Below are 22,368 nucleotides of genomic sequence, written 5' to 3'. Positions count from 1 at the left end.
TCAGGCCGGGGTGTCAGAAGATAAAGCCGAGCAATTTAAGGACGAAGTAACCCGCAACGGCAATCACAATCGGTAAAATATACAGTGGGAAAAACTGCAGGAAAATAGTGTGGCGTGGCACAACAATTTTCTCTTCCAGCTGCTGGCGACTGCGCCCTTCTGGTCCTTTGGCATTTTCCAGAATCAGCTGATCCTCAATCCCCTCACGCAGATGGCGAGACTGTCGCCACATTCTTGCGCCGGATGCCTGTAGAGCCAGTCCGACAAAAATCAGCCAGTAGATGATCCAGAAGGTCACGTTGCTGCCGTGATTAAAATCTGGCTGCGGCGAGTTATGCCAGAACGCATTCAGGAACTCGGTGTTAAAGCGGATCATGTCGATCATCACATGGGAGAAATCCTGCATTACCGCATTAATCCCTTCGCGCTTTTCCCGGCTCTTCTCAAGGAAGGTCATCAGTGAAATCAGCGTTGAAATGAGCGCCGGTATAAAAATAATCCAGCCAGCGACTCGCTTGAGGATCGCGACTCGGCCAGCTTGTTGATAAGTCATGCTTTCTCCTGACTAAGGTTTAAGGTGTTAAGTTTACCTGCAGGGAACGAAATGTGCCTGAAAAAAGTGTTAGCGTCTCGTTAAAATGAGCGGATCAGCCACCGCCCGATCAATGTTGTCTGGCAAAACTTCATGCTATGGTGAATTAATTTTTCAAAAGGAGCCGCAAAATGGCCTATTCCCGCCCAGTCCTTGCCGCCATCTTCGATATGGATGGCCTGCTCATTGATTCCGAACCTCTTTGGGATCGAGCAGAGATGGACGTGTTTTCCACCCTGGATATTGATCTGACCCGCCGCAACGAGTTACCGGATACGCTGGGTTTGCGCATCGACCAGACGGTCAGAATGTGGCATGACACGCTGCCGTGGAGCGGCCCTTCTCAGGAGGAAGTCACCCAACGGATCATCGCCCGCGCACTGAATTTAGTCGAAGAGAGTCGGCCACTTCTGCCAGGCGTGGAACAGGCATTAAGGTTATGCAAAGCTGAGGGCTTGAAGATCGGTCTGGCTTCAGCCTCCCCGCTGCATATGCTCGAACGCGTGTTGGAGATGTTCAATTTGCGCAACTACTTTGACACCGTTGTCTCTGCTGAGGCGCTGCCTTACAGCAAACCGCATCCACAGGTTTACCTTGATGCCGCAGCCCGCTTAGGGGTTGATCCGCTGAACTGCGTGACGTTAGAAGATTCATTTAACGGTATGATCGCCACCAAAGCTGCCCGTATGCGTTCAATTGTTATCCCGGCCAAAGAACATGCAGAAGATGCCCGTTGGGCGTTGGCTAACGTTAAACTTAGCTCGCTGACCGAACTGACTTCCACCGACCTGCACGGCAAGTAACAGGTCGGCATTGAAGCTTTTTTGGCTGAGAGTTGTTGAGTGCTCAGAAAGCGGATCAGGATGATTTGATGCTGGAATGACGCAAGTTGTCTGGATGCTCAGAGAGCAGGTCAGGGAGAGCTTGCTGCTGCTGGATCGTAAGTTGTCTGAATGGTCTGGCATAAGGTCAGGGAGAGAAGGTTGAACACAAAGACGCCGTGAATCCTCCCTGGAGGCTTAGCTGCGACGTCCCTGTCGCAGATACTTTGCTTATCAACCTTCTCTCCCTTCCCGTCAGCTTCAATGTTGCCTGTTCAAATGGGGCAACACACTTCAAAATCAAATCAATCAAATCATTGTAATATGAGTAATAATTGCTATCAGAAAGAACGATATTGGCAGACTGAGTTGCAACCCGACGAGTGGGTTTTGAAGTGTGTATCCACATACCCACCCACAACGCTGAAATTATTGGGTGGCGGCATAGAGCGCGTTAGCCGAGTGTATGCAGCAGGGATGCTGCATCCAGGCTTCCACAAATGTTGCGAGTTTAGGAGAGGCTACATTTTCCCCTACGAGCGTCTCGGATAACGCGCTCTATGCTGACGCCGAACTACCGCAGCCGTCCTTGATGTTGCAGCCTTAGCAATGCGCTCTATGCTGACGCCGCACCACCGCAGCCGTCCTTGAAGTTGCAGCCTTAACAACGCGCTCTATGCCGACGCCGTACTACCGCACCCTGTTTTGCTCTTAACTCAAACGTCCAACCGCCTGTTTTACTCTTAACTCCTTCAATAAAAGTAAAAATAGTCATCTTTAGTTACAGCGTAACGTATAGTTTCTACTGTATATATCCCCTATACTGTATACATCGACAGTTCCGCAGCCAGGTGTTCCCATGACGGCCGAAGGCCATCTCATTTTTGCCATTGCCAGTGCCATCTTTGCCAAACGCGCCGACCTGACGCCTGAACTGGCTAACGGCGACTGGTGGCACATCGTGCCCGCAACACTGCTCACCTGCCTGCTGCCGGATATCGATCACCCCAAATCCACTCTTGGCCAAAGATTTAAATGGATCTCTCAACCTATAGCGCGAGTGTTTGGGCACCGTGGGTTTACCCATAGCCTGCTCGCCGTGCTGGGTGGTGTGGCGCTATTTCATCTGCAGGTTCCCAAAGACTGGGTGATCCCCGCTGATGTTTTCCAGGGGTTAGTTCTGGGCTATCTGAGCCATATAGCCGCTGATATGCTTACCCCTGCTGGCGTTCCCTTGCTCTGGCCCTGTCGCTGGCGCTTTCGCCTGCCTTTATTAAACAGCCAGAAAGGGAATCAGCTGGAGCGCGCTTTATGCCTCGCGCTGGTAGGGTATGCCATGTGGTTTCCGCAAGGTATGCCTCCCTTTGGTGCATCAGGCTGGCCTGCACAAATGGTTAATTCTGTGCAAAGCAGCATGAACCGCCTGATAAACTCGCAATCAGTTCACTAAACCACCAATTAAACGCAAATTGTTATAACCCATATCTTTTGGATATATGGCAGCACCAGTCTGAGCTGATATCCTTCACGCACTTGCCGTACTTAGTGCGCGATAAAAATTATCTGATGCTTACCGGCGTAAGGAATTACGCCATATTGACTGGAGATCTGGGGATGAACCTTCCACTATTAGCTAACCTGGCCGCGTTTGTAGCCCTGTTAGTGATTCTGGCCAAAACCGGCGGCGCCAACTGGAGCCTGTCGAAAAAAGTCCTGGTTGGACTGGTTATTGGCGTACTGTTTGGCCTTGGCCTGCACACTATTTATGGTTCTGACAGCCCGGTGCTGAAAGAGTCCATCAGCTGGATTAACATCGTCGGTAACGGCTATGTGCAACTGCTGCAAATGATTGTGATGCCTCTGGTCTTCGCTTCAATCCTCAGCGCCGTTGCCCGTCTGCATAATGCCTCTTCCTTGGGCAAAATTAGCGTACTGACCATTGGCGTACTGCTGTTCACTACCGCCATCGCCGCGCTGGTTGGCGTGTTTGTGACCTGGTTGTTTGGCCTGAACGCCACCGGCCTGGTTCAGGGCGTACAGGAAACGGCTCGTCTGGCCGCGCTGCAAAATAACTATGTTGGAAAAGTTGCTGATCTTTCCACACCGCAGCTCCTGCTCTCCTTCGTGCCGAAAAACCCGTTTGCTGACTTGACCGGCGCAAGCCCGACGTCAATCATCAGCGTGGTGATTTTTGCCGCCTTCCTGGGTGTTGCTGCTCTGCATTTGCTGCGCGACGACAAACCCAAAGGTGAACGCGTGCTGGCAGCCATTGATGTGCTGCAGGCGTGGGTGATGAAACTGGTTCGTTTGATCATGAAGCTCACCCCTTACGGTGTGCTGGCGCTGATGACCAAAGTGGTCGCCAGTTCCAACGTGAATGACATCATCAAACTGGGTGGCTTTGTGATCGCCTCTTACCTTGGTCTGGCGATCATGTTTGCTGTTCATGCACTGCTGTTGTCGGTAAACGGCGTTAATCCACGCCGCTTCTTCCGCAAAGTCTGGCCGGTGATTACCTTCGCCTTTACCAGTCGTTCCAGTGCGGCAACTATCCCGCTGAGCGTTGAAGCGCAGACCCGTCGCCTTGGCATTCCTGAATCCATTGCCAGCTTCTCTGCCTCTTTCGGTGCCACTATCGGTCAGAACGGCTGTGCCGGCCTCTACCCAACCATGTTGGCGGTGATGGTTGCGCCAACCGTGGGTATCAATCCGTTCGATCCAATGTGGATTGCTACTCTGGTCGGCATCGTCACGCTGAGTTCCGCTGGTGTCGCTGGCGTTGGCGGTGGAGCAACCTTCGCAGCGCTGATTGTGCTGCCAACCATGGGCTTGCCGGTCACGTTGGTTGCTTTGTTAATCTCCATTGAACCGCTGATTGATATGGGCCGCACCGCGTTAAACGTTAACGGCTCAATGACTGCCGGGATGCTAACCAGCCAGTGGATGAAGCAAACCGACAAAACATTGTTGGATGCCGATGCGGCTAACGAAGTAGAACTGGCTCACCGCTGATAGCACTTCGGGCTGGCACCTCGCCAGCCCGTTTATTTTATTCCCTTCCCTTCCTTGCCTCACCTTGTCGCCTATCCCTGCTCTTTCCGGGCGTACCCGCTTCTCTGTTCTATAGTTACTGGAGTCTGAAACGACAATTGCAGGAGTAAGTGAGCATGTCGAAAGAAACCGATAATAAGGAACTGAGTCACAACGCCCCGTCTACCGGCCCCGATTCTGCCCGACCTGGACTTGACTCACTGGCCCCTGAAGACGGATCTCATAAGCCGGTGGCTGAGCCCAGCGCGCCGGGGAAACAGCCAACCGCACCCGGCAGCCTGAAGGCTCCGGATACCCATAACGCCAAACTCGATTCGCTGGAGTCCTTCCGTAAAGGGAGCGAAAACTTCCCGCTCACCACCAATCAAGGCACCCGTATTGCCGATGACCAGAACTCCCTTCGGGCAGGAACTCGCGGGCCAACGTTGTTAGAAGACTTTATCCTGCGTGAAAAAATCACCCATTTCGACCACGAACGCATTCCTGAACGCATAGTTCACGCACGGGGCTCCGCCGCTCACGGCTATTTCCAACCTTATCGCGATATGAGTGAAGTGACCAAAGCAGACTTCCTGCGCAATCCTGAGCAAATCACCCCCGTCTTTGTCCGCTTTTCTACTGTTCAGGGCGGCGCAGGGTCGGCAGATACAGTCAGAGACATTCGCGGCTGGGCGACAAAGTTCTATACCGATGAAGGTGTTTTTGATCTGGTCGGCAACAACACGCCGGTCTTCTTTATTCAGGATGCCCATAAATTCCCGGACTTTGTGCATGCGGTTAAACCGGAGCCCCACAATGAAATCCCGCAGGGACAAAGTGCCCATGACACCTTCTGGGATTATGTTTCTCTCCAGCCAGAAACCCTGCACAACGTGATGTGGGCGATGTCCGATCGTGGCATTCCCCGCAGCTATCGCACCATGGAGGGGTTTGGGATCCACACCTTCCGGTTTATTAACGCTGAAGGGAAATCCACTTTTGTTCGCTTCCACTGGAAGCCTGTCGCTGGAAAGGCTTCATTGCTGTGGGATGAGTCACAAAAACTGACCGGCCGCGATCCGGACTTCCATCGACGCGACCTGTGGGAAGCCATTGAAGCGGGAGACTATCCGGAATACGAGCTTGGCGTACAGTTGATCCAGGAAGAAGACGAATTCAAATTCGACTTCGATATTCTCGATGCCACAAAGCTGATCCCGGAAGAGCTGGTGCCCGTGGAGCTGATAGGCAAAATGGTGCTCAACCGTAATCCTGATAACTTCTTTGCCGAAACTGAGCAGGTCGCTTTTCATCCCGGGCATATTGTCCCAGGTATGGACTTCTCTAACGACCCGCTGCTACAAGGCCGCCTGTTCTCTTATACCGATACCCAAATCAGTCGTCTTGGCGGGCCAAATTTCCACGAAATTCCGATCAACCGCCCGGTCTGCCCGTACCACAACTTCCAGCGCCAGGGCATGCACAGGATGGATATTGATACCAACCCGGCTAACTATGAGCCGAACTCAATCAATGACAACTGGCCACGCGAAACCCCGCCTTCACCTCATCGGGGAGGATTCGTCAGCTATCAGGAACGGATTGAAGGCCACAAAATCCGCGAGCGCAGCCCTTCCTTTGGCGAGTATTACTCACAGCCAAGGCTGTTCTGGAACAGTCAGACGCCTGTCGAGCAACAGCATATTGTTGATGCCTTCTCGTTTGAGCTGAGCAAAGTCGCCCGAAAATACATCCGTGAACGGGTTGTTGACCATCTGGTGCATATTGATATCTCGCTGGCTAACGGCGTGGCGGAACATCTGGGGATCTCCCTCTCCGACGAAAAGATGCACACCGCTCCCCCTAAAGATGTCAACGGGCTAAAGAAGGACGCCAGCCTGAGCTTGTATGCTGTTCCCAGCGGTTCTGTCAAAGGTCGTCAGGTCGCGCTGTTAATGAGCGATGGTGTGGTGGCTGCAGATACGCTGGCGATCTTGCTTGAGCTGAAACAACACGGCGTTCACGCCAAACTGCTTGCTCCGCATATGGGCCAGGTAAGGGCTGATGATGGTTCGGACCTGCCGATTGATGCCACTTTCAGCGGTCTTCCTTCACTGACCTTTGATGCGGTCATCGTCCCGGATGGCAACATAGATGCGTTACTGCTGAGCGGCGATGCGCGTTATTTCCTGCTGGAAGCCTACAAACACCTGAAAGTGATCGGCCTGAGTGGCGATGCCCGCCGCTTCAAATCCCAGTTTGGCCTGGCTGACGATCAACAGGAAGAAGGCGTGATTGAAGACAGTAAAGCCGAAGGCGTATTTATGAGCGAGTTTCTTTCAGCGATGGCCGCACACCGTATCTGGTCCCGCAGCCAAAAAGCGCTGAGCGTGCCCGCTTAACTTGCTCCTTCAGGTGGCAGTTAACCCTATCTTATCGATCCATCAGAGTGCAGCAGACTAAAATACAGCCTGCTGCACCTCTCAACTCCTGTCAGCAAGATTCCTGCTTCCCTCTCTTTTACCGTTTGGTCAAAACAACTGGCATTAATGTTGCTTCTCTTCCCTTACATTTGGAGTGAGGGAGAACGTTTATGAGAGTTGCTGCGACTGACAGCCGTTATCGCTACCGCATTTTTGCGATGCTGTTTTTTATTGCCCTGATCAATTACATCGACCGTGGAGCCCTCTCGTTTGCCGCCAATGCCATCTCACAAGAGTTCGCTTTCAGTAAGGTGCAACTGGGTGTGGTACTAAGCTATTTCGGCTTTGGGTATCTGTTTGGATCGTTATGCGGCGGTTTTCTGGCTGACAGGCTGGGGACCAAAAAAGTGTGGCTGATGGCTGGGATCCTCTGGTCACTGCTGGAAATTGCCACCGCCTGGGCGGGTGAAGTGGGAATGGCTCTGTTCAGCGGCTCCGCCATTATGGGTTTTGCCGTGATGCGGGTGCTGTTCGGGTTTGCGGAAGGTCCGGCTTATGCGTTGATGAACAAAGCCATTGCTAACTGGGCTCCTGACAATGAACGCGGCATTGCGCTGGGTATCGGCCTGTTGAGCACTCAGGTTGGCGCGCTGTTAACCGCACCGATTGCCGTGGGTCTGCTGCTGCTGACTGGAGACTGGCGGGTGATGTTTATCTTGCTCGGTATCTTCTCGCTGGCCGCAATGCTGCTGTTCGCTCGTCTGTTTACCGATACGCCCGATCAGCAACCCCGCGCGAATCAGTTTGAGCGCGCCCTGATCCAAAATGGTCAACAAGAAAATGCCTCAGGCCCACGCCTGCCCTGGTGGCGCTTCTTTACCAACCGCACGCTGGTCTGTAACGCACTGGGGTATTTCTCCTTCCTTTACATTACCTTCACTCTGGTCACCTGGGGTCCTAAATACCTGCAGGACAGCTTCCACTATGATTTGCATTCGTTATGGTACGTGGCGATGATCCCGTGGAGTGGCGCCTGCATTACCGTTCTGCTGGGGGGACGTATAGCGGATACGCTGCTGAGGCGCTTCAATAACCTTCGCCTGGCCCGTAACGTTTTTGCCTCGGTTACGCTGTTACTCACTGCGGCCTGCTTTATGGCCATTCCCTGGATGCCTTCCGCGGCCGGGATCATCCTGATGATGACGTTGGGAAATGCACTCAACGCCCTGGTGAACAATGTCTACTGGTCGGTGGTCATTGACGTTACGCCCAGGTCTACGGTTGGCACTTACAGCGGTATTACCCTGGCAATAGCTAATCTGGCTTCGATTATTTCTCCGATGCTCAGTGGCTGGCTGGCACAAAATTATGGCTACAATGCGATGTTTACCGCTACCGCGGCGATTGCCTTCTGCAGCATGTTAGCAATGACCCTATTGCAGCCGGAAAAACGGTTGAAACCGCAAGCTGACCGCTTTTCATCTGCCCGCGAAACCGCGATATGACAGGGTTAATGGAGGAAACGTTAAGGAAGCGTTAAGCACTGTTAGCAACCCACAATAGCGGGTCACTGGTTCTTGCGTTTCGACCGGCGCGGCGTAATGTTAGCGTCAGTCAGAACCAGGAGGATCCTTATGAAAAAGGTGATGAGTGCACTGTTAGTCGTATCGTTATTGTCGCCTGCCCTTGCCTTTGCCCATCCGGGTGGTTGGGGGCCTGGCCCAGGTCCGGGCTGGCACAGGGGGCCTGGACCTGGCTGGGATTATGGTCACAGGCCAGGCCGCCTCTCTTTCCTGCCGGAAGCGGCGGCAGCCGTATTAATTGGCGGCCTGACTTACTATGCGCTGAACGGGAATTACTATCAGCGGCAGAACGACAACACTTATGTCGTTGTGCAGCCACCGGTCGAACGCGTCAGCAGAGACATGCGTTCGCTGGACTACGAGGGTGAACGCTTCTATGTGCAGGAGGGTCACTATTACCGTCGTGACATCGACGGTCGCTATCTGGAAGTCCCTCGCCCTCCGGGACTGTAATCGATAAAAAGCCCCGACACTGCTCGGGGCTTTTTATATGTGAAGCTGAAGCAGCCTGATCAGGCAAAAAAAACGGCCACCCTGAGGTGACCGTTTTTCATTAAGCTGGAACGATTACTGAGCGGCTTGCGGGTCAGTATCGTACTCTTTACAGCTCTGGAAGCCATAGTTCATGACTTTGCCAGTATCACCGTAGCTGACGAAGTAGGTCTGGATTTTGCCGTCACGCTCGCCCAGCACATAGCTCTGGCAAGTCCCACGGGCATGAACCATAGTAATTTCGGTAGAAGGAGGACCGGCAATATCACGAACCTGCTGGCGGGTCATTCCTTTCTTCACGTCTTGTACAACCGGTTTGGTCACGTAGCTTTCTGCACGGTCATAGGCCGAACATCCAGACAACACAGCCAGAGCCACCGCAGCACCAATAAATCCTGTGACTTTATTCATGTTTTTATTCCTCATTTATTTTCCATGTGGCGTTAAGCCTGGTGCATAAACGCTGATTTATCAACTTTATGGCAACCAAATGCCCAAAATACTTACTTCTTCCTTGTTCACAGGCTTATAATGCCCGCCGTGAGAATGAACGTTCGCTCTCAGAAAGACATTCGCCAGATTTTTTGGTCGATTGCCCACTGAATATTGGCTGAGGTCAAGATGAGTACGCCTAATGAAGCCCGCGATGCCCGCCATCGTCAGCGCCAGGATGAGATTATTGCCGCCGGACGCCGCTGTTTCCGTCAGTCTGGTTTTCACGCTGCCAGCATGGCTCAGCTGGCGGTAGAAGCCCGCCTGAGCGTTGGGCAGATTTACCGTTACTTCACCAATAAAGACGCGATCATTGAAGAGATCGTCAAAAGGATTATCGATACCCGTCTGGTGTTTATTGAGGCAACGACCACTGCACTTAACCTGCCACAATTGCTCGCGTGGCGTCATGCGTTGGATGAGGATGATGAAGCTCTGATGCTGGAAGTGGCCGCAGAATCCACACGCAACCCGGCGGTCGCCAGAATGATGGTGGAAGCCGATGAGCGGATGTTCTCTCATGCCTGTCAAAATGTGAAAAAAAACCATCCCCATCTCAGTGAAGAACACATCCGCGCCTGCGTGGAAGTGTTTGCTGTGCTGGCCGAAGGGACTTCGTACCGCCGACTGACCCCACAGAAAGCGTCAGCGGACAGGCTATACGTTGTTTACCAACAATTAATGGATCTCCTTTATAAGACTGAGGAAAAATGACACCTACACATCGTAACCGTATCGGCTATGCCATTACGCTGGGACTTCTTGCGGCACTCGGGCCGCTTTGCATCGATCTCTATCTTCCTGCCCTGCCTTCTCTGGCAAAGGATTTACAGACGCCGACTGCCACCGCACAGTTAAGCCTGACAGCAGGCCTGATTGGCCTGGGTCTGGGTCAGCTCATCTTTGGTCCAATGAGCGACAAGTTTGGCCGTATCAAACCGCTGTTGATTTCACTGGTGCTGCTGCTGATCGCCTCTGTCGCCTGTGCGCTGGCCCAAAATATCAATCAACTGTTACTGGCTCGCCTGTGTGAAGGGTTGTTCGGTGCCGGCGGTGCGGTGCTGTCGAGGGCCATCGCCCGTGACATGTACAGCGGCCATGAACTGACCCGTTTCTTCGCCCTGTTGATGCTGGTGAATGGGTTGGCTCCGATTGCCGCCCCGGTAATGGGTGGCGTGTTGATGGCCGTGCTGGACTGGCGTGGCTTGTTTATGGTGATTGCGGCCATTGCTGCCCTGCTGTTTGTGCTGGCAAAAGTGAAACTGACGGAAACATTACTTCCCGAGCGACGCAGCCAGGGCAGCCTGTTCTCGGCCTGGGCCGCGCTGGGGTCGGTGATCAAACACCGTCCCTTTATGGGCTTCTGCCTGACTCAGGGTTTTATGATGTCCGGCATGTTTGCTTACATTGGCGCGTCCCCTTTTGTCCTGCAACAGCTGTATGGTTTATCTCCGCAGGCATTCAGTTTCTGCTTTGCGGCCAACGGCGTTGGCCTGATCCTTGCATCACAAATCAGTGCCCGCCTGAGCCCACTGTTCGGCGAATATCGCGTAGTCAAAGGCGCCCTGACGCTGGCATTTGTCGCTTCCGGCAGCCTGCTGATTACCGGACTGAGTGGCGCGGCATTACCGATTGTGCTGGTAGCCCTGTTCTTCAGCGTTGCCAGTAATGGGGCTGTAGGTGTGGCGGCGGCTTCGCTGGCGATGCAAAGTCAGGGACACAGAGCCGGAAGTGCTTCAGCGGTGATGGGCGTAACCATGTTCACCCTTGGCGGCATCGCTGTTCCGGTCACCGGCATTGGCGGCACCTCGGTTCTGACCATGACCGCGACGATCTTTGGCTGCTATATGTTGGCAATCATCATGTTCATCCTGCTGACGAAAAAACCAAAAACGTCTGATTAATCAGTAAAAGGGGGCGAAACAGCAGGATTGATTCTTGTTGTTTCCCGCCGGGCACGTTAGTTTTACCGCAGACGTTTTTGCCACTGCCGCGGATCGCGGGGAATGACTTTGAGGAGAGGTAAATGGCTCTGCAACAGGAAATTATCGAAGCGCTGGGTGTTAAACCCACCATTGAGGTTAAGCAGGAAATCCGCACCAGCGTCGACTTTCTTAAGTCGTATCTGAAAACCTATCCGTTTATCAAATCACTGGTGTTGGGCATCAGCGGCGGCCAGGATTCGACCCTGACCGGTAAATTGAGCCAGATCGCGATGACGGAACTGCGTGAAGAGACCGGTGACAGCGCTTACCAGTTTATTGCCGTGCGTTTGCCTTATGGCGTGCAGGCTGATGAGCAGGATTGCCAGGACGCCATCGACTTCATTAAACCGGACCGCGTACTGACGGTGAATATCAAAGAAGCGATTCTGGCCAGCGAGAAAGCACTGCGTGAGGCCGGCGTGACGCTGTCTGACTTCATCCGGGGTAATGAAAAAGCCCGTGAGCGCATGAAGGCGCAGTACAGCATTGCCGGGATGAACGCCGGCGTAGTGGTTGGCACCGACCATGCTGCAGAAGCGGTAACCGGCTTCTTCACCAAATACGGTGACGGCGGGACTGATATCAACCCTATTTTCCGCCTGAACAAAGGCCAGGGCAAACAGCTGCTGAAAGAGTTGGGCTGCCCGGAACACCTTTACCTGAAACAGCCAACGGCCGATCTGGAAGATGACCGTCCTGGCTTGCAGGATGAAGTAGCGCTGGGTGTGACCTACGAGATGATCGACCAGTATCTTGAAGGGAAAACCATCGACGTTGCCGCAGCCAAAATCATTGAAGGCTGGTATCTGAAAACTGAGCACAAGCGTCGCCCACCGATCACCGTGTTCGACGACTTCTGGAAGAAGTGATTATTACTTTGTCATTCCGGGCGGCTATAACCGCCCTTTTTTGATCGCAATGGACTCTGATGGCACTGACACCGCAACGCGCTACGCTGACAGGCCTGTGCGCCATAGTTTTATGGAGCACCACCGTAGGGCTGATCCGCAGCATCTCTGAATCTCTTGGCGCCACCGGTGGCGCAGCACTTATTTACAGTGCCAGCGCGCTGTTCTTGTGTCTGGCCCGCGGCCTTCCCAGCTGGCGAAACCTGCCGCCACGCTATTTATGGTGGGGTGGCGCGCTGTTTGTCAGTTACGAAATATGCCTGGCGGTCTCGATCGGCCTGGCGCACAACCGCCCTCAGGCGCTGGAACTGGGGATGATCAATTACCTCTGGCCCAGCCTGACCATTGTCTTTGCTATCCCGTTTAATCAGCAGCGCTTCCGCTGGTGGCTGTGGCCGGGTCTGGCGCTGACGCTGGGCGGCATCATCTGGGTACTGAAAGGCAACAGCGTCTGGACACCGCAACTGCTGTGGCACAACGTGATGGACAACCCGCTGGCGTATGGCCTCGCCTTCTTTGCTGCTATTGCCTGGGCGCTGTATAACAACGTTACCCGCCGCTATGCCGAAGGTCAGAGTGGAGTGACCTTATTCTTTGTGATCACCGCGGTGGCATTGTGGCTGAAATTCGCCCTTGGCGGCCAGCCTGAGCCCATGCATTTTTCCCCGTCCGTCATAGCCGAAGTGCTGTTTATGGCCGCCTCAACCGCGATAGCTTACTCAGCGTGGAATAGCGGTATTCAGCAGGGCAACATGACTCTGCTGGCCACCGCGTCCTACTTCACGCCAGTCTTCTCTGCCCTGCTTGCCACGCTCTGGTTACAGCTCACGCCTGCCTTCAGTTTCTGGCAAGGCGTGGTGATGGTGACTCTGGGTTCATTGATTTGCTGGCGCGCCACCCGCTAACTGCGGCTTTTTTATCCGCAGACGTCCTGCTATACTGTACAAGTAACCAGTAACTGGAGTGCAGTGTGGCAAGACGTTCAGCAAGCCCTCGCCTGGAATTTGAACCCGCGGCGATCTACCAATATCCCGACCATCTCCGACCTTATCTTGAAGGCTTACCTTCGCTGCCTGGCGTGTATGTCTTTCACGGCGAGAGTGAAACTCTGCCGCTTTACATTGGTAAAAGCGTCAATCTACGCAGCCGGGTAATGTCCCATTTCCGAACCACTGACGAGGCTAAAATGCTGCGTCAGGCGAAGCGAGTGACCTTTATCCCCACGGCTGGCGAACTCGGTGCTCTGCTGCTTGAAGCGCAGATGATCAAGGTGCAGCAGCCGTTGTTTAACAAGCGATTGCGCAAAAACCGTCAGCTTTGCTCGCTGCATATTGCTGACGGCAAACCGAAAGTGGTGTACGCCAAAGAACTGGATTTCTCCCACACGCCCAATCTGTTTGGCTTGTATGCCAGCCGTCACGCCGCGCTGGAAAAATTACAGAAAATTGCCGATGAGGAGAGTCTCTGTCTGGGAATTTTAGGGCTGGAGAAGGTGAATAAAGGACGGGCCTGTTTCCGTGCCAGTCTGGGACGCTGTGCCGGAGCCTGCTGCGGGAAAGAGAGTCTGGAAGATCACCAGCAACGTCTGATGGCGGCGCTGGAAAAAGTGCGGGTGCAGTGCTGGCCGTGGCAAGGTGCGGTAGGTATTGTCGAGCAGGGGCTCAACCACCAGCAGATCCACATCATCAATAACTGGTTTTATCTTGGCACTGTCGAGGATCTGGCTCAGGCCAGCGAGCTAACCACTACGCCGCAAGGGTTCGACAGTGATGGTTACAAAATCCTCTGCAAGCCTCTGCTCAGCGGAAAGTACCCTGTCCTTCCGCTTTCTTAAGCCGCACAAACGAAACCGCCGACGCTGTCCACGGCTCCTGGCCAGTGTGAACAACGTCGGCGGTCTCAATTTAGCCTAAGATCGGCAGGGCTTAGCCTTCTGCGTCCGGTGGAAGCATTTTACCTTCCTGCTTCGGCTTTTCTGTCAGACGTTTCTCAAAGTTCTGGTTGAACTGCTTCTTCTGCTCAGGCGTCAGAACGTTATACATCTTGTTCTGGGTTTCCATCATCTTCATCGCACGGTCTTTGCCATTCTCAGACATTTTAGTCGCCTGAGCTTCCGCTTTAGACTGGTCGAAGCTGTCTGAAGCAATAATGCTGTGCATTGTGCGACGCTCTTCCAGTGAAGGACGCTTCATGTCTTTATGGGCATCTTTCATGATGCTGCGCATTTGTGTTTTCTGCGCGTCGGTCAGGTTCAGACCTTTAAACATGTCGTGGTGCATGCCGCCGTGACGCGGTGGCTTATGCATCATAGTTTTATCTGCTCCGGCTGGAGGAGGAGTCATATTATCAGCCGCAGCGTGAACGATATTCGCAGCACCCAGGGCCAGTGTCATTGCAACAACAAGAGAAGTTAATTTACGCATCTTTTTATCCTTACTTTTCAGTTCTGTTACGACAACAATGTCGCGATGTCGGAACTCAGTTTAGGGCGCTGAACGTCAAGTACTCAGAGCCTGGGTAAAGCCCTGAAAGCATAAAAGACAAAAAGGCGGCAATCATGGAGAGAATGCGAAGATTATCGTGAGGAATTGCTAACAGATATGAATTTATAACGATTCGTGCAGGAATTATGGAGAAGTGTAATACGTTTGACAGGATCCAGGAAGGGAAAAGTAAGCAGAGCTCACCCTCTTATTGCTGAAATAAATAGCGGGTTAAATAAGATGAGCCGGATATAACAATCAAAGGAAGTAGAAAGAGGAAATAACAGGCGACCGCAATAACGATCGCCCTTTATCAGGCCAGATGCCTGGAATTATTGAGTGGAGCCTAAGGCTTCATTGTGCGCATTATCTTCAACCAGCATCAAACCTGCTCGCTGTCCCAGCGCCACACTGGGGTTAGGGAAGATCACGTACTCGCGCGCCTGCTGCACATAAAAACGCTCTTCGCCATCTTCAGCCAGTAAACGGCCCTGAGGAAAGGCCGTGAAGTTGAGCGTATCAACACTCATATGCAGCTTAAAAGCTTCTGTGTGACGGGTCAGCTGCTGGGAAACCCGATAACGCAATGGCGGTGTAACCACTTCAGGTAGGGCTTCGCCAAAGAGACTTGCAGCCAGAGCATGCTGAGCGGCACTAAACTGGGTTAAATCATTGCTGCCGAACGGCAGGGCTTTGCCCAACTCCAGCGTACAGCTGGCCGCACTGAAGTGTTTTCCGCTGTAGTGGGTAAAGGTTCCGCCTGCGGAACGATGAAAGACCAACGCCTCCAGACCTGCCGCTCCCAGCCAGTGAAGGAAATCTTCCGGCCACGGGGTCGTCCGCAGCGGCATCACGCCAAATCGCGTGTGGTAAGACCCACGGATCGCCGTATGCAGATCCAGGTGCCAGCGAACTTCTTCACTGCTGCCAGCCTGCCAGAAGGTTTCCATCGCCTGCTCAAGCCGCCACGCCCGGCGCGCTTCGGGGCAGTCTTCATACTGCTGCCAGCGGCCACCAAACATCCGGTTAATGTCGCAGCGCTGATAGCGTTTATTGCAGCGTAAAGCCGCCGGATTACCATAAATAACCAGCAAGCGGGGAAGTAAGGGTTTTTCACCGCGTAACAACTGGCCGATCAGCTGATTCAGAATTTCGACCGGGGCGGTTTCATTCCCATGAATACCCGCTGAGACCACCAACGCCTGCGACGTGCTGTTAATCGGGGTCATCTCAAGGATCCCTTCATCGAGCCACTGCCAGCTCAACTGGTCATTACGACCGGCAGTCTGTTCGGGTGGCTCTCCGCTGAGGGTCTGTTTCAGGAAGTCCTGCATACGTTCTCCTTGTTGTGAGTTTCTGCTCCTTCAATAAGGCAAGGCGCTTCACAGGGTAGCATGTCGCGCCTCGCTTCATCCGTGATTACTGCTGAAAGCTGTAGACATTCCCTAAGTTTAGCAGCTTCGTCAGTTCGTCCAGTGCTTCCCGTCCTTCGGTAAGCAATTGCGGGTCTGCAAGGTCATTTTGTGACAGCCTGTCGCGATAATGACGTCCAACCCAGCCATTCAGCGTGGCAAACAGCTTGTCGTTCATCATCACTGAAGGATTCACTGCCACAAGCTGTGGTTCAGTCAGCACCACCCGCAGACGCAAGCAGGCTGGGCCACCGCCATTACACATACTTTCACGCAGGTCGAACACCTTCAGCTCATCAATTGCCCCACCGCTTTCCACCAGTGTGCAAAGATAGCGCCAGACGCCCGGATGCTGACGAGCCTCTTCAGGCAGCACCAGCAGCATTCTACCATTGGGTTTACTCAGCAGCTGGCTGTTAAACAGATAGGTTGCCACTGCATCTGCCACGCTGACCTGATTATCCGGCACGACAATCGGGGTGAATCCCGGTATTTTTTCGGCCAGCGAGGCCAGTAACTCAGGTTGATGTTGAAACGCCAGCTGATGGCAAAACAGGACCTGTTGATTACTGACCGCAATGACGTCGTTATGGAAAACACCCTGATCGATTACCTCTGGGTTCTGCTGAGCAAACACAGTCCGCTGCAGATCAAGTTGGTGAAGTCTGGCGACAGCCTGGCTCGCTTCCAGGGTCTGACGGGCTGGATAACGCGCGGGTGCCGCGCTGGTTTTGCCTTCTTCACGTCCATAAACAAAAAGCTGCACGCCCGCATCGCCGTGAGACTGGCTGAAGCGGTTATGGTTTGCCGCCCCTTCATCGCCAAACATGCCGACCTGCGGCAGAGCATCATGCACGCTGAAATGCTGCGGATCGCGGAAAATAGCTCTCAGCAAAGCACCTGTTGTCGGGGCCTCCATCGCACGGTGAAATTTGTTGTTCAGGTTGGCCACGGTCAAATGCACGCGCCCATCTGCACTGTCGGCAGAGGGGGAAACGGTTGCCGCGTTAGCCACCCACATAGCGGAAGCTGAACTCGCGGCAGACAACAGCTGAGGAGCCTGTTTGGCCGCTTTCGCAACAACTTCGGCATCTGTGCCACTGAAGCCAATCTGGCGCAAGGCGGTCACGTTAGGACGTTCATGAGGAGGAATAACGCCCTGAACATAGCCCATATCGGCCAGAGCTTTCATCTTCATTAAGCCCTGAAGCGCGGCCAGTTTAGGATTGGACACCTGATGCTGGTGACGGGTCGAGGCTTCATTGCCGAAAGACAACCCGGCGTAATGATGCGTAAGACCCGGCAGGCCATCAAAGTTCGCTTCACGTGCGCTCATCGCTCTCCTCCCGCCGGGCTGAAGTCCAGACCAGGTGACAACGTCACGGGCAGCGATAAGTCAGCCGACTCCAGCGAAGCCATCGGCCAGGCACAGTAATCAGCCGCATAGAAAGCACTGGCACGATGATTCCCTGAAGCGCCAATACCGCCAAAAGGTGCGCTGCTGGCGGCACCAGTCAGCGGTTTGTTCCAGTTAACGATACCGGCACGACACTCAATCAGCAGGCGTTCAAACAGCTCACGCTTCGGCGAGATCAACCCACAGGAGAGGCCATAACGGGTGTTATTGGCCAGGTGAATGGCCTGATCAAAATCGTCATAGCGAATAACCGTAAGCAGCGGCCCGAACACTTCTTCATCCGGGACGTTTTTCAGGGCCGTAATATCAATAATACCTGGCGTCAGGATCGCACTGTCACGGGCTGGCCAGTGCATAGGCAACAGAACTGTGCCGCCTGCGTCCACCCGCGCCTGCCATTCTGTAAAAATGCGCTCCGCCGCTTGCAGTGAAATCACGCTGCCCATAAAAGGCTGCGGTTGATCGTCCCAGCCACCGGGCTTAATCCTGGCCGCCACTTCGCTCAGCCGGGCAAGAAACGCATCGCCGGCCTCTCCACGTTTCACCAGCATCCGGCGTGCGCAGGTACAACGCTGTCCAGCCGTAATAAAGGCCGACTGAATGGCAAGGTTCACCGCGGCGTCAATATCATCCGGGTCTTCCACGATCAGCGCGTTATTGCCGCCCATCTCCAGAGCCAGCATTTTATCGGGACGTCCGGCAAACTGGCTGTGCAACTGATAGCCCGTCGCCGCGCTGCCCGTGAACAGCACACCATCAACCAGAGGTTCCTTCGACAGGGCCTGCCCGGTTTCGCGACCGCCCTGCACCATATTCAGCACGCCATCCGGTAAGCCAGCGCTTTGCCACAATTTGACGGTCTTTTCGGCAATCATTGGCGTCAGTTCGCTGGGTTTAAAGACCACAGTATTTCCGGCCAGCAAGGCAGGCACGATATGACCGTTCGGGAGATGACCAGGGAAGTTGTAAGGACCGAACACAGCCATCACACCGTGCGGGCGGTGGCGCAGCGAACTTTCAGCTTCAACCGTCGTCCCTGTGCGGGTGTGATAAGCCTTCACAGAGATAGCGACTTTGTTGATCATCGCCTGAATTTCAGTGGCGGATTCCCAACGCGGTTTGCCGGTTTCTGTGGCAATAGTCACCGTCAGCTCTTCTTTGTTTTTTTCCAGCAGAGCGGCAAATTTCTCGGCAATAGCCTGGCGCTCAGCGAAGGGGCGACGCGCCCATGCCGTAAAGGCAGCGCGGGCAGCTTCAACCGCCGCCGAAACCTGACCAACACTGGCCGCTTTCCCCTGCCACAGCAGCTCACCGGTCACCGGATCCAGCTTGCTGAAATTTTCGCCCGCGCCAGTCAGCCATTGACCTTCAATACAGTGCGTCATGCTTTACTCTCCGCATTCAGTGTCACCACGCGCAGCGCATCGCCCTGCCCGCAGCGTAAAATTTCAGCTTGTTCCGCGCTGAGGATAATTCTGTCGCCGTTAGGATCGACGTTTAGCAGGATGGAGCGGAAATCTTCGTAACTGTCGTTAGCCACCAGGCATAACGGCAGTGAGTCATCCAGCTGCTCACCGAGGCTGACTTCAATCAGTCGACTTTTACGGATGGCGCGAACGCGATCGATATCGCACTCAAGCGTTGGGCCACCGTCAAAAATATCGACGTAGTTCCTGTACTCAAACCCTTCCGCTTCCAGCACAGCGCGCGCCGGTGCCGTTTGCGGATGGGTTTTGCCGATGACGGCTTTGGCTTCTTCAGACAAATAGTCGAGATATAACGGATGCTTCGGCATCAGCTCAGCGATAAACGCCTTTTGCCCGGTGCCGCACAGGTAATCTGCTTCACTGAACGACATGGAGAAGAATCGGCTGCCGACACTTTCCCAGAACGGTGAGTGACCGACCTCGTCGATCACACCACGCATTTCAGCCACCACCTTCTGCATAAAACGGTCGCGGAAGGCAGCCATAAACAGGAAGCGGGATTTAGATAACAGATAGCCATTTTTGCCGTTGCGGTAATCCGGGTCGAGGAACAGCGTACACAGCTCGCTGCTGCCGGTATGATCGTTGCTGAGTGACAGCGTGGGCAGCATGTTGTAAACGTTCAGTTCCTTAGACGCATGAACCTGGGTGCCCACGCGGAAGTTATACCAGGGATCCTGTAATCCCACGGCCACTTCAATGGCGCAGATCCCCACCGCTTTGCCAGTGTCACTGTCTTCCAGCACAAACACATAGCCCTGTTCCGCCTTCGGCAGTTCGTTCTGCCAGGTCTGAATAGAGCGATCGATACGGGCTGACAGCGTGTCGCTGTCAGCAGGCAATGAAGTCAATCCCCCGCCCGTTTTGCTGGCAAGGGCCATCAGTTGAGCGAGATCGTCACGTTCAACAGGACGGATGACCATCATTTTGCGGCTCCTTCGATGACTTTACGGCAGGCCGTTTCAAAACGGGCCAGGCCCTCTTTCACTTCCGCCTCGGAGATAATCAGTGAAGGCGCAAAGCGAATGACGCTGGCCCCGGCAATCAGCACCATCAATCCTTCCTGCGCCGCAGCCTGATTAAACAGTTTTGCCTGGCCGTTGAAGTCCTGATTCAGCACGCAGCCAATCAGCAAACCAAGCCCACGGATTTCACTGAACAGATGCAGACGTTGGTTAATCTCATTCAGACCCTCAACAAACCACTGATGACGAAGCGCCACGCCTGCCATCACTTCCGGGGTGTTAATCAACTCCATCACTTTGCCGCCGACAGCCCCAGCCAGCGGGTTGCCGCCGTACGTGGTGCCGTGGGTGCCAACACCCATCACCGCAGCCAGTGTGTCGATAGTCAGCATCGCACCCATTGGGAAACCGCCGCCCAGCGCTTTAGCGGTGGTGAGCACGTCAGGCGTCACGCCGTAATGCATATAGGCATAGAGGGAACCGGTACGGCCCACTCCGCTTTGTACTTCATCAAAAATCAGCAGCGCCTGATGTTTGTCGCAGAGTTCACGCAGCCCACGAAGGAATGCAGGTTCAGCGGGAACCACGCCGCCTTCGCCCTGAATCGGCTCAACAATCACCGCACAGGTCTGGTCATTGATCAGCGCAGCAGCAGAGGCCAGATCGTTATAAACCGCATGTTCAATGCCGCCAGGAAGCGGAGCGAAGTCTTTAGAATAAGCCGGTTGGCCGCCCGCAGAGACGGTAAATAAGGTGCGACCATGGAAGGCATTTTTGAACGCTACGATCCCGCTTTTCTGCTCGCCAGCCTGGTCGTGGGCGTATTTACGCGCCAGTTTCAGTGCAGCTTCATTGGCCTCCGCACCGGAGTTACAGAAAAACACCCGGTCGGCAAATGTGGCATCAATCAGTTGCTTAGCCAGACGCAAAATCGGCTCGTTGGTATAGCCATTACCGGTATGCCAGAGTTTGGCTGCCTGCTGTTGTAACGCCTTTTGCAAATCCGGATGGGCATGACCCAGCGCATTAACCGCAATACCGCCGGCGAAATCGATATACGACTTGCCCTGCTGATCCCAAAGTGTTGAGCCTTCCGCACGCACTGGCACAAAGCTGGCTGGCGCATAAGTTGGCACAATCCACTGATCAAAATTCTCGCGAGATACTGACGGGTTCATAACGGCCTCTGTTTACTGCTCACTGGCAGGTAACTTAAAAGTTTAAATAATGTTAATGAAATGATTCATTGCGGCTCTACTGTAGATTGCACGCAGCGTGCCAGCCAGCGATAAAAATGCATAAACCGATCTCAGGCACCCAATATCAACAAGTTACATCACCACCCTATGCACACTTAATGCATATAAAGTGAATAACATTCTGATTGCAGTGGCTTTGCCGAATAAAAAAGAGAAGAATTATGCAAGGAGAAAATAAAATATCGCTTTTGTGATCAAAGCCGGGATTAGGTTTTAAAAAGAGGCATTTAGCGCACCAAAATCGGGCTTTAAGCACCAATATGCGGCAACGCGCCGACCGGTTGTTGCACTGATTTTCATATAAATGTGATGTTAGCCAGTTTTGTTCAGATGATGACGGTAACAATGGCGATGACGATGACGATGACGATGGATAATGGCATTACCCTAATAGGTATGCCTTACCCGTTCTGATCAACAGGTTGAATCCTCATCACCTTCTGGCTGTGTGGAAGGAAGGTTAATCAGGAAAGGGCCTGTAAAGCCCTTTTGTATTTCGAGCTAACGCTCAACCGGGATCATGCGATGATGACGGGCATCGTAGGCGAATAGCTGCCTATCCATAAAACCTCGTTGTCCGTAGCCTTTGGGCTCAAGACCCTCATCCAGAGTTAACCCTCTATATTTTTCTCGGGTAATGAGGCGGCAATATAAACTCGACAATCTTCTGTCTTCCGGTGTATACGTGTAAAACACTACATTGAAGTTATCTGAATGTTCAAGAGGCATTCCCGTCGCCTTATTACCTACTTAATTTAAACGAACCATTAACCGTTTCCAGTAACGTAAAAACAAAAAATATTAACCACCTAAAAATGAGATGAACTCCTCAAATTTATAATTCTGATGTCATCCCAAAAGATCAATCAAACCCCAGATAACCACAGCCCATTAAAACCAATTAAATCAGTTATTTAATTGAATTCACTACGTAAAAATCGCACCAAATATAAGATATATACTAATCAATAAATAGAGAATACAACATCAAACAAGCGACCTAAAATTACCATTTACAT

Annotated in this window: 19 protein-coding genes; 11 read left to right on the top strand and 8 right to left on the bottom strand. The window is 53.3% G+C overall.

Annotated elements, in window-relative coordinates; translation table 11 throughout:
• Nucleotides 1–13 precede the first annotated feature (13 nt).
• Complete coding sequence (locus WCC56_RS12255; protein WP_424692633.1) at nucleotides 14–553, bottom strand: YniB family protein; 540 nt, start codon at nucleotides 551–553, stop codon at nucleotides 14–16.
• Between the two features lie 170 nt (nucleotides 554–723).
• Here WCC56_RS12255 and hxpB point away from each other — a divergent pair, with 170 nt between their 5' ends.
• The 6 genes from hxpB (at nucleotide 724) to WCC56_RS12225 (ending at nucleotide 8,902) form a co-directional block, all read left to right on the top strand.
• Nucleotides 724–1,395, top strand: a complete 672-nt coding sequence (gene hxpB, locus WCC56_RS12250) for a hexitol phosphatase HxpB (RefSeq protein ID WP_424692632.1) — start codon at nucleotides 724–726, stop codon at nucleotides 1,393–1,395.
• A gap of 877 nt (nucleotides 1,396–2,272) precedes the next feature.
• On the top strand, nucleotides 2,273–2,863 hold the full coding sequence (locus WCC56_RS12245; RefSeq protein WP_424692631.1) for a metal-dependent hydrolase: 591 nt from the start codon (nucleotides 2,273–2,275) through the stop codon (nucleotides 2,861–2,863).
• 164 nt (nucleotides 2,864–3,027) lie between these two features.
• Nucleotides 3,028–4,425, top strand: coding sequence for an L-cystine transporter (locus WCC56_RS12240; protein WP_424692630.1), 1,398 nt, complete (start codon nucleotides 3,028–3,030; stop codon nucleotides 4,423–4,425).
• Between the two features lie 155 nt (nucleotides 4,426–4,580).
• The gene (gene katE / locus WCC56_RS12235) at nucleotides 4,581–6,845 is read left to right on the top strand and encodes a catalase HPII (protein WP_424692629.1); all 2,265 of its coding nucleotides are present in this window, start codon (nucleotides 4,581–4,583) and stop codon (nucleotides 6,843–6,845) included.
• Nucleotides 6,846–7,036: 191 nt separating this feature from the next.
• The gene (locus tag WCC56_RS12230; RefSeq protein WP_424692628.1) at nucleotides 7,037–8,371 is read left to right on the top strand and encodes an MFS transporter; all 1,335 of its coding nucleotides are present in this window, start codon (nucleotides 7,037–7,039) and stop codon (nucleotides 8,369–8,371) included.
• Between the two features lie 129 nt (nucleotides 8,372–8,500).
• Entirely contained in the window at nucleotides 8,501–8,902 is a 402-nt protein-coding gene (locus tag WCC56_RS12225; RefSeq protein WP_424692627.1) for a DUF6515 family protein, read from the top strand.
• A gap of 114 nt (nucleotides 8,903–9,016) precedes the next feature.
• Here the strand turns inward: WCC56_RS12225 and osmE are convergent, their stop codons facing one another.
• Entirely contained in the window at nucleotides 9,017–9,352 is a 336-nt protein-coding gene (gene osmE / locus WCC56_RS12220; protein WP_424692626.1) for an osmotically-inducible lipoprotein OsmE, read from the bottom strand.
• 210 nt (nucleotides 9,353–9,562) lie between these two features.
• Here osmE and WCC56_RS12215 point away from each other — a divergent pair, with 210 nt between their 5' ends.
• From WCC56_RS12215 to cho, 5 genes are all read left to right on the top strand, one after another.
• Nucleotides 9,563–10,147, top strand: a complete 585-nt coding sequence (locus tag WCC56_RS12215; protein WP_424692625.1) for a TetR/AcrR family transcriptional regulator — start codon at nucleotides 9,563–9,565, stop codon at nucleotides 10,145–10,147.
• Nucleotides 10,144–11,337 carry a multidrug effflux MFS transporter gene (locus WCC56_RS12210; protein ID WP_424692624.1) on the top strand — a complete coding sequence of 398 codons (1,194 nt, stop codon included), beginning with the start codon at nucleotides 10,144–10,146 and terminating at the stop codon, nucleotides 11,335–11,337. Before WCC56_RS12215 ends, WCC56_RS12210 begins: the two co-directional genes overlap by 4 nt.
• Nucleotides 11,338–11,459: 122 nt before the next feature.
• A complete protein-coding gene (nadE, locus tag WCC56_RS12205) occupies nucleotides 11,460–12,287 on the top strand; it encodes an ammonia-dependent NAD(+) synthetase (protein ID WP_424692623.1) in 828 nt (275 codons plus the stop codon).
• Between the two features lie 59 nt (nucleotides 12,288–12,346).
• The gene (gene yddG / locus WCC56_RS12200) at nucleotides 12,347–13,231 is read left to right on the top strand and encodes an aromatic amino acid DMT transporter YddG (protein WP_424692622.1); all 885 of its coding nucleotides are present in this window, start codon (nucleotides 12,347–12,349) and stop codon (nucleotides 13,229–13,231) included.
• A 65-nt stretch (nucleotides 13,232–13,296) separates the two neighbouring features.
• Nucleotides 13,297–14,160: an excinuclease Cho gene (gene cho, locus WCC56_RS12195; protein WP_424692621.1), complete on the top strand. Its 864-nt coding sequence runs from the start codon at nucleotides 13,297–13,299 to the stop codon at nucleotides 14,158–14,160.
• Nucleotides 14,161–14,251: 91 nt separating this feature from the next.
• Here cho and spy read toward each other — a convergent pair whose 3' ends face one another.
• From spy to WCC56_RS12165, 6 genes are all read right to left on the bottom strand, one after another.
• Complete coding sequence (gene spy, locus WCC56_RS12190; protein ID WP_424692620.1) at nucleotides 14,252–14,749, bottom strand: ATP-independent periplasmic protein-refolding chaperone Spy; 498 nt, start codon at nucleotides 14,747–14,749, stop codon at nucleotides 14,252–14,254.
• Between the two features lie 392 nt (nucleotides 14,750–15,141).
• A complete protein-coding gene (gene astE, locus WCC56_RS12185; protein WP_424692619.1) occupies nucleotides 15,142–16,143 on the bottom strand; it encodes a succinylglutamate desuccinylase in 1,002 nt (333 codons plus the stop codon).
• 85 nt (nucleotides 16,144–16,228) lie between these two features.
• Complete coding sequence (astB, locus tag WCC56_RS12180) at nucleotides 16,229–17,557, bottom strand: N-succinylarginine dihydrolase (RefSeq protein WP_424692618.1); 1,329 nt, start codon at nucleotides 17,555–17,557, stop codon at nucleotides 16,229–16,231.
• On the bottom strand, nucleotides 17,554–19,023 hold the full coding sequence (gene astD / locus WCC56_RS12175; RefSeq protein ID WP_424692617.1) for a succinylglutamate-semialdehyde dehydrogenase: 1,470 nt from the start codon (nucleotides 19,021–19,023) through the stop codon (nucleotides 17,554–17,556). The genes astB and astD overlap by 4 nt, the downstream gene beginning before the upstream one ends.
• On the bottom strand, nucleotides 19,020–20,051 hold the full coding sequence (gene astA / locus WCC56_RS12170) for an arginine N-succinyltransferase (RefSeq protein WP_424692616.1): 1,032 nt from the start codon (nucleotides 20,049–20,051) through the stop codon (nucleotides 19,020–19,022). Before astA ends, astD begins: the two co-directional genes overlap by 4 nt.
• Nucleotides 20,048–21,268: an aspartate aminotransferase family protein gene (locus WCC56_RS12165; RefSeq protein WP_424692615.1), complete on the bottom strand. Its 1,221-nt coding sequence runs from the start codon at nucleotides 21,266–21,268 to the stop codon at nucleotides 20,048–20,050. Before WCC56_RS12165 ends, astA begins: the two co-directional genes overlap by 4 nt.
• Nucleotides 21,269–22,368 lie beyond the last annotated feature (1,100 nt).

The organism is Erwinia sp., assembly GCF_049696395.1.
In the GTDB taxonomy this organism is placed as follows: domain Bacteria; phylum Pseudomonadota; class Gammaproteobacteria; order Enterobacterales; family Enterobacteriaceae; genus Erwinia.
This window is presented reverse-complemented; position numbering and strand designations above follow the sequence as displayed.

Coding starts and splice junctions, on each gene's coding strand:
- WCC56_RS12255 (WP_424692633.1), bottom strand. CDS start 553: ATGACTTATCAACAAGCTGGCCGAGTCGCGATCCTCAAGCGAGTCGCT.
- hxpB (WP_424692632.1), top strand. CDS start 724: ATGGCCTATTCCCGCCCAGTCCTTGCCGCCATCTTCGATATGGATGGC.
- WCC56_RS12245 (WP_424692631.1), top strand. CDS start 2,273: ATGACGGCCGAAGGCCATCTCATTTTTGCCATTGCCAGTGCCATCTTT.
- WCC56_RS12240 (WP_424692630.1), top strand. CDS start 3,028: ATGAACCTTCCACTATTAGCTAACCTGGCCGCGTTTGTAGCCCTGTTA.
- katE (WP_424692629.1), top strand. CDS start 4,581: ATGTCGAAAGAAACCGATAATAAGGAACTGAGTCACAACGCCCCGTCT.
- WCC56_RS12230 (WP_424692628.1), top strand. CDS start 7,037: ATGAGAGTTGCTGCGACTGACAGCCGTTATCGCTACCGCATTTTTGCG.
- WCC56_RS12225 (WP_424692627.1), top strand. CDS start 8,501: ATGAAAAAGGTGATGAGTGCACTGTTAGTCGTATCGTTATTGTCGCCT.
- osmE (WP_424692626.1), bottom strand. CDS start 9,352: ATGAATAAAGTCACAGGATTTATTGGTGCTGCGGTGGCTCTGGCTGTG.
- WCC56_RS12215 (WP_424692625.1), top strand. CDS start 9,563: ATGAGTACGCCTAATGAAGCCCGCGATGCCCGCCATCGTCAGCGCCAG.
- WCC56_RS12210 (WP_424692624.1), top strand. CDS start 10,144: ATGACACCTACACATCGTAACCGTATCGGCTATGCCATTACGCTGGGA.
- nadE (WP_424692623.1), top strand. CDS start 11,460: ATGGCTCTGCAACAGGAAATTATCGAAGCGCTGGGTGTTAAACCCACC.
- yddG (WP_424692622.1), top strand. CDS start 12,347: ATGGCACTGACACCGCAACGCGCTACGCTGACAGGCCTGTGCGCCATA.
- spy (WP_424692620.1), bottom strand. CDS start 14,749: ATGCGTAAATTAACTTCTCTTGTTGTTGCAATGACACTGGCCCTGGGT.
- astE (WP_424692619.1), bottom strand. CDS start 16,143: ATGCAGGACTTCCTGAAACAGACCCTCAGCGGAGAGCCACCCGAACAG.
- astB (WP_424692618.1), bottom strand. CDS start 17,557: ATGAGCGCACGTGAAGCGAACTTTGATGGCCTGCCGGGTCTTACGCAT.
- astD (WP_424692617.1), bottom strand. CDS start 19,023: ATGACGCACTGTATTGAAGGTCAATGGCTGACTGGCGCGGGCGAAAAT.
- astA (WP_424692616.1), bottom strand. CDS start 20,051: ATGATGGTCATCCGTCCTGTTGAACGTGACGATCTCGCTCAACTGATG.
- WCC56_RS12165 (WP_424692615.1), bottom strand. CDS start 21,268: ATGAACCCGTCAGTATCTCGCGAGAATTTTGATCAGTGGATTGTGCCA.